General features: G+C 70.4%; 4 protein-coding genes and 1 pseudogene. All 5 read left to right on the plus strand.

Annotation, left to right across the window (positions count from 1 at the left end):
* Nucleotides 1-590 (plus strand): annotated as a pseudogene (locus AKI01S_RS47570) (serine/threonine-protein phosphatase); the annotation flags it as partial.
* Nucleotides 587-2,224, plus strand: coding sequence for an FtsW/RodA/SpoVE family cell cycle protein (locus AKI01S_RS47575; RefSeq protein WP_067833472.1), 1,638 nt, complete (start codon nt 587-589; stop codon nt 2,222-2,224). The pseudogene AKI01S_RS47570 and the gene AKI01S_RS47575, both read left to right, overlap by 4 nt.
* 10 nt (nt 2,225-2,234) lie before the next feature.
* A complete protein-coding gene (locus AKI01S_RS47580) occupies nt 2,235-3,722 on the plus strand; it encodes a penicillin-binding transpeptidase domain-containing protein (protein WP_067833474.1) in 1,488 nt (495 codons plus the stop codon).
* Nucleotides 3,719-5,095 carry a serine/threonine-protein kinase gene (locus AKI01S_RS47585; protein WP_067833477.1) on the plus strand — a complete coding sequence of 459 codons (1,377 nt, stop codon included), beginning with the start codon at nt 3,719-3,721 and terminating at the stop codon, nt 5,093-5,095. The genes AKI01S_RS47580 and AKI01S_RS47585 overlap by 4 nt, the downstream gene beginning before the upstream one ends.
* Nucleotides 5,096-5,117: 22 nt before the next feature.
* Nucleotides 5,118-6,932 carry a Stk1 family PASTA domain-containing Ser/Thr kinase gene (gene pknB, locus AKI01S_RS47590; RefSeq protein ID WP_067833480.1) on the plus strand — a complete coding sequence of 605 codons (1,815 nt, stop codon included), beginning with the start codon at nt 5,118-5,120 and terminating at the stop codon, nt 6,930-6,932.
* The last annotated feature ends 32 nt before the right edge of the window (nt 6,933-6,964 follow it).

Genomic DNA, 6,964 nt, shown 5'->3' on the forward strand with positions numbered 1-6,964 from the left:
CCCGCCGGTGGGCGTGGCTTGCGGGCGCGCTCGGCGTGACCGTCGTGGGCCTCGGCGCGGTGGGCTTCGTGGCGCTGGAGAACATCCGCAGCGGTTACTACGTCGGCGAGGAGAACGGGAAGGTCGTGCTGTACCGGGGCACCACGCAGGAGGTCCCCGTGATCAGCCTGTCCCGCCGGGCCGACGCGAAGCAGCAGCCGAACCCGTCGATCCCGGTGGCGGACCTGCCGCCGGTCCAGCAGGCCGCGGTGAAGGCGAAGTACGAGGTCAAGGGCCCGCAGGCGGTCCAGGACCTGATGAACGTGGTCTGCCGGCACGTGATCACAGCCGAGGGCGACAAGGTCGTCGTCATCAAGGGCCGTGGCCAGAACCAGTGCAAGCCCGAGAAGGTCATGGACGCCCAGCTCACCCTGGGCGAGCTGCCGGAGAACGACCAGAAGGCGATCCGCGACGGCAAGCTCGCCCTCGTCGGCAGGCAGACCGCCGAACAGGAGCTGACGAAGCTGAAGGCGCACCGGGACCAGTGCCGCGACAACCCCTCGACCCAGGGCTGCCCGCAGCCGCGTGAGGGAGGAGGTCGTCCCCGATGAGCTCGCTCGGCAACCAGATCAAGGCCCCCTTCCAGCGACGCGGCGGCGCGTCCCTCGCGTTGCTGGTCTTCGCGATGGTGCTGACGCTGTCGGCGTTCGCCGAGGTCGGCCTGGCACGTGACGGACGCCTGCCGATCGGCCTGCCGCTGTACGGCGGCGGCCTGGCGGTCCTGGCGGTCGCCGCCTACTTCGTACAGGCGAAGTTCGCGCCGTACGCCGACCCGGTGCTGCTGCCGCTGGCGGTGGCGCTGAACGGCCTCGGCCTGGCGATGATCTACCGGCTCGACCTGGACCTGTCCCGGGACAAGCAGACGGCGCTGATGACCGGCAAGGCGGTCAAGGACGCCGCCGACGCGCCGAGCCAGCTGATGTGGACGTTCGTCGGCGTCGCGCTGTTCGTCGCCGCCGTCCTGATCATGCGGGACACCAACCGCTCCGACGCGCCGCTGTCGTTCAGTCCCAAGACCGCGCAGCGCTACACCTACCTCATCGGCCTCGGCGCGATCATCCTGCTGCTGCTGCCGATCGTCCCGGGCATCGGCCAGGAGATCAACGGCGCCAAGGTCTGGATCAACGTCGCCGGGTTCTCGGTGCAGCCGGGCGAGTTCGCCAAGCTGATGCTGGTCGCGTTCTTCGCCGGATACCTGGTCAACAAGCGGCAGGCGCTGTCGCTGGTCGGCAAGAAGGTCGGCCCGATCAACCTGCCGCGCGCCCGCGACCTGGGACCGATCATCGTGATCTGGGTCCTGTGCCTGGGCGTGCTGTTCCTCCAGAAGGACCTGGGCACCGCGCTGCTGTTCTTCGGGCTGTTCGTGTCGATGCTGTACATCGCCACGCAGCGCACCTCGTGGGTGGTCATCGGTGTCGGGCTGCTGGCGGTGGGCGTGTTCATCGCGACGCTGCTGCCGTTCATGGGCCACGTGAACCAGCGCATCGACATCTGGCAGCACCCCGAGCAGTACTTCGACGGCGGCTGCACGGTCGCCGGCAAGGTCGTCCCGGTCAACCCCGAGACCGACATCTTCAAGCGGACCGACGACTTCCTGGAGCAGCGGGCCCAGCAGTACGAGGCGGCCGGGGAGAAGGCCAAGGCCCGCAACACCCGGCTGATCGCCCCCGGCTGGTACGCCTGCACCAACGAGCTGAAGGGCAAGTACGCCGACTCGGCGCAGCTGATGCACGGCATGTTCGCGCTCGGCCAGGGCGGGGTCCTCGGCACCGGCCTCGGCAAGGGCGAGCCGTGGAAGACGCCGCTGTCGTTCAGCGACTTCATCTTCGACTCGCTCGGCGAGGAGCTCGGGCTGACCGGCCTGATGGTGATCCTGCTGATGTACCTGCTGATCGTGCAGCGGGGCATGAAGACCGCCGTCGAGGCCCGCGACCCCTATCTGAAGATGTTCGCGGGAGGGGTGTCGTTCGTGCTGGCCCTCCAGGTCTTCGTGATCGTCGGCGGGGTCACCAAGCTCATCCCGCTGACGGGTCTGACCACACCGTTCCTGTCGCAGGGCGGCTCGTCCCTGATGGCCAACTGGATCCTCATCGCGATCCTGGTGCGGATGAGCCACGACGCCCGCAAGCCCGCGCCCCAGGCCATCCAGGACGAGGGCATGACCCAGATCGTGAGCATGAGGTGATCTCCGCCCGATGAACATGGACAAGCCGGTCAGGCGCGTCGCGATCTTCGGCGGGCTGCTGATGTTCGGACTGATGGCCCAGGTCAACTATGTCCAGGGCACCCAGGCCGAGGCGCTGCGCACCCATCCCAAGAACCCCCGGCAGTACGCGGGGGTGTTCAACTCGCCGCGCGGTAACATCATCGCGGGCGGCCAGGTGCTGGCCAAGTCGATCGAGACCGGCAAGAGCAACCCCAAGTTCGGCCGCACCTACCAGGACGGCGCGATCTTCTCGCCGGTCACCGGATTCTTCAACGGCAACGCCGACAAGGTCGAGCGGGGCTACAACGGGCTGCTGTCGGGCACCGACAAGCGCATCACGCAGCAGCGCTGGTTCGACATGTTCATCGGCAAGAAGCCGCTGGGCGCGAACGTCGAGCTGGCGCTGAACACGGCCGCCCAGAAGGCCGCCTACCAGGCGCTCCAGGGGTCGGTCTCGCCGGGCCGGCGCGGCGGCGTCGTGGTGATGGACGTCAAGACCGGGGCCGTCGTCGTGATGGCGTCCTACCCATCCTTCGACCCCAACGAGATCGCCCCGCAGAAGGGCACGGCGGGCATCAAGCGGTACGAAGAGCTCGACAACGCCAAGGGCGTCGTCAAGCCGCTGATCGACAACGCGATGAGCCAGACGTTCCCGCCGGGCTCGTCGTTCAAGACCGTCGTCGCGGCGCTGGAGATGGAGACCAAGGGCCTGAACACGCGGAGCGTCGTGGAGACCGGTCCGCTGCGGCTCCCCGAGTCGGGCCGCAACCTCCCCAACTCGCACGACAGCGGCGCCTGCGCGGGCAGCGCCCCGCTGCTCCAGGCGTTCGCCGAGTCCTGCAACACCACCTTCGGGCGGCTGGCGCTGGACATGGGCATGCAGCAGCTCGCCGACGGTTCGGCCAAGTTCGGGTTCGGCAAGGACGTGTTCGTCGAGCCGCGGGTGCCGGCCGCCAAGAGCGACGTGCCGGTGCAGTTCTACAACATGACCACCAAGAAGATGGAGACGACCGGGCGGGACGGCACCGCGCGGTCCGGTATCGGCCAGGAGAACGTGCGGGCCACGCCGCTCCAGATGGCGATGGTCGCCGCGGCCGTCGCCAACAACGGCAAGATCATGAAGCCGTACCTGGTGGAGCGGGTCCGCGCCAAGGACCAGAGCGTGCTGTACCAGGCCAACCCGGAGCAGTACGCGCAGCCGATCAAGGCGGGCACCGCCGACCAGCTCGCCGAGATGATGCGCGCGGTCGTCACCACCGGCACCGCCAAGAACCTGCAGGGCCAGAACATCGCCGGCAAGACCGGCACCGCCGAGCAGGACGAGACGGGCCGCTTCAACGCCCGCTGGTTCGTCGGGTTCTCCCCGATGCAGAACCCGCGGTACGCGTTCGCCGTGGTCACCGAGGGTCCCGGTTCGGCCGCCACGAACGCCGGCCCGATCGCGGGCCGGGTCATGAGCGCGGTGCTGAGGAAGTGAGTGCGAACCTCGTCCTGAACGCCCGTTACCGCCTGCTGGAACGGCTGGCGGCCGGTGGGATGGGCGAGGTCTGGCGTGCCCGCGACGAGGTGCTGGCCCGGGACGTGGCGGTGAAGCTGCTGCGCGCCGACCGGTCGGACGACGACCGCGACACCGTCGCGCGCGAGGCGCTCGGCCGGTTCCGGGCCGAGGCGCGGTTCGCGGCCGGGTTGCAGCATCCCGGGATCGCGCAGGTCTACGACTTCGGCGAGCAGGACGGCCGGGCCTACCTGGTGATGGAGCTGGTGCCGGGCGAGCCGCTGGCGGCGCTGCTGGCCCGCGAGGGCGCGCTGCCGGTGGACCGGGCGCTGGCGATCGTGGCGCGCACGGCGCGGGCGCTGGCCGCCGCGCACGCCGCCGGGATCGTGCACCGCGACGTCAAGCCCGCCAACCTGATGGTCGCCGCCGACGGCACCGTCAAGATCACTGACTTCGGGATCGCGCGGGACCTGCGCGGCGCCTCGGTCACCCGGACCGGGATGGTCGTCGGAACCGCGCAGTACCTGTCGCCGGAGCAGGCGTCGGGGCGGCCGGTCTCCCCGGCGTCGGACCTGTACTCGCTGGGCGTGGTGGCCTACGAGTGCCTGGCGGGACGGCCGCCGTTCGACGCCGACAGCGCGGTGGCGGTGGCGCTCAAGCACGTGCGCGAGGTTCCGCCCCCGCTGCCCGGGCGGGTGCCCGGCCCGGTGCGGGACCTGGTGGCGGAACTGCTGGCCAAGACGCCGGGGGAGCGGCCCGCGAGCGCCGGGGAGGTCGCCCGCCGGGCCGCGGAACTGTCCGGCGCGCGGGCGGCGGGGGTGACGGGCGGCACACCGCGGGCTTTGCCGGGATTTGACGGCGCGGTGGCTCCGGATACCCTCGGCTACGGAGACGCGAGCGGGGAACGGCAGAGGGCCGGGCGACGACGCACGGCGCTGTTGGCCACCTCGATCGTCGCCGGGCTGCTGCTGGCCGGTACCGTGTCAGCCGTCTCGTTGTGGTGGCGCGGGAGCTCGGCCGAGCTCACCCGTGACGAACGGGACCGTGTCCCGGCCGTGGAGTCGGGCGTGGGCGGCGGGAGCACCGTGCGCCCCGGTCTGACCGGCGGGCGCGGCACGTCCCCGGCGCCATCCGCGGTGATCTCCCGTTCCTCCGGAACGACACGTCCGTCCACGACCGCCGGTCCCGGCGAGTCCCCCCCAGCGAAGCCGTCCAGCGAACCGACCGGGGTCAGGCCCAGCGCCCCGCAACCGCCGAAACCCACCCCGACGGGGAGCACCACGACTCCGTCAACTCCGAGCCCGGTTCCCTCGCCGACCCCGAGCGGGGAGCTAGGTTCGGAGGACAAGGTGTAGAGGTACAAGGGAAAGTGCACATATGAGTCAACCTCGGCTGCTCGGCGGCCGCTACGAGCTCGAAACCGTCATCGGGCGCGGTGGCATGGCCGAGGTCTACCGTGCCCGTGACCTGCGCCTCGATCGAGTGGTCGCGATCAAGACGCTCCGCAGCGACCTGGCCCGCGACCCGATCTTCCAGGCCCGGTTCCGCCGCGAGGCCCAGTCGGCCGCGTCGCTGAACCACCCCTCGGTCATCGCCGTGTACGACACCGGCGAGGACACCATCGGCGACACCCAGATCCCGTACATCGTGATGGAGTACGTGGACGGCAGCACGCTGCGCGACCTGCTGCGGGAGAACCGCGCGCTGCTGCCGGAGAAGGCCCTGGAGATCACCGACGGGATCCTGCGGGCCCTGGACTACAGCCACCGCGGCGGCATCGTGCACCGCGACATCAAGCCCGCCAACGTGATGCTGACCCGTGCGCACGAGGTCAAGGTCATGGACTTCGGCATCGCGCGGGCCATGCACGACGCCGCGTCCACGATGACGCAGACCGCCCAGGTGATCGGCACCGCCCAGTACCTGTCGCCCGAGCAGGCCCGCGGCGAACGCGTCGACACCCGCAGCGACATCTACTCCACCGGCTGCGTGCTGTACGAGCTGCTGACGGGGCAGCCGCCGTTCACCGGCGACTCGCCGGTGGCGATCGCTTACCAGCACGTCCGGGAGGAGCCCGTTCCGCCGTCGCAGGTGGACCCGGACATCCCGCAGTGGGCCGACGCGATCGTGCTGAAGGCGATGGCGAAGGACGCGGACCACCGGTACCAGACGGCCAACGAGTTCCGGCAGGACATCCAGCGGGTGATCCAGGGCCAGCAGGTCCACTCCACGGCCGCCTCGACGATGCTGATGGGATCGCAGCCGCAGGGCACCCAGGTGATGGGCCCGGTGCCGGGGGCGCATCCCACGCAGATGCAGCGCCCGGTCGGCGGGCAGACCGGCTACGACCTGCCTCCCGTCCACTACGACGAGAGCCGTCCCGACCGCGACGGCACCGGCAAGAAGGTCGCCCTGTGGGTGGCGCTGGCGGTGCTGTTCGTCGGCGGCGCGGGCTTTCTGGGCCTGAAGCTGGCCGGCGGGGGCGGCGAGGAGCAGCCGAAGGTCCCGGTCCCGGCCTCGCTGGTCAAGATGTCGCTCCAGCAGGCCACCGCCGAGATCCAGAAGGCGGGCCTGGTGCTGGGCGACACCAAGGAGGACTACAGCACGGAGTTCCGCAAGAACACCGTGATGGCCTCCGACCCCTCGCCGGGCACCCCGGTCGACAAGGGCAGCAAGGTGAACCTGACGATCTCCAAGGGCCCGAAGCCGCCGGAGCAGGTCGAGGTCCCCGACGTGGTCGGCAAGACCCTCGCCGAGGCCCAGGAGGAGCTGTCGGACAAGGGCTTCCGGGTGAGCGTCAAGCGGATCACCGACGAGTCCGTCGAGAAGGGCAAGGTCATCCGGACCGACCCGATGGGCGGCAACAAGGAGCCCAAGAACACGGTGGTCACCGTGTACGTGTCGGTGGGCTCCAACCAGGTGAAGGTCCCGAACCTGTTCAACAGCAGCCAGCGCGCCGCCTGCAACACCCTGGCCTCGCTGGGGCTGAGGTGCAAGCCGACGCTGGCTCCCCCGCCGCCGGACAAGCAGCTCCCGCCGGGCCAGGTGTACGACCAGCAGCCGGGCGCGGACGCGACGCTGGCGCGCGGCGAGGTCGTGACGATCTTCGTGGTGCCCAAGCAGACGACGCCGACCAACCCCAGCTCCCCGCCCCCGGGCCAGAACACCCCGCCGGACGGCCAGGACGGCTGACCGTCCCGCTGTGAGCGCGTGAGGGGCCCGGG

The organism is Actinomadura kijaniata NBRC 14229 (genome assembly GCF_001552175.1).
In the GTDB taxonomy this organism is placed as follows: domain Bacteria; phylum Actinomycetota; class Actinomycetes; order Streptosporangiales; family Streptosporangiaceae; genus Spirillospora; species Spirillospora kijaniata.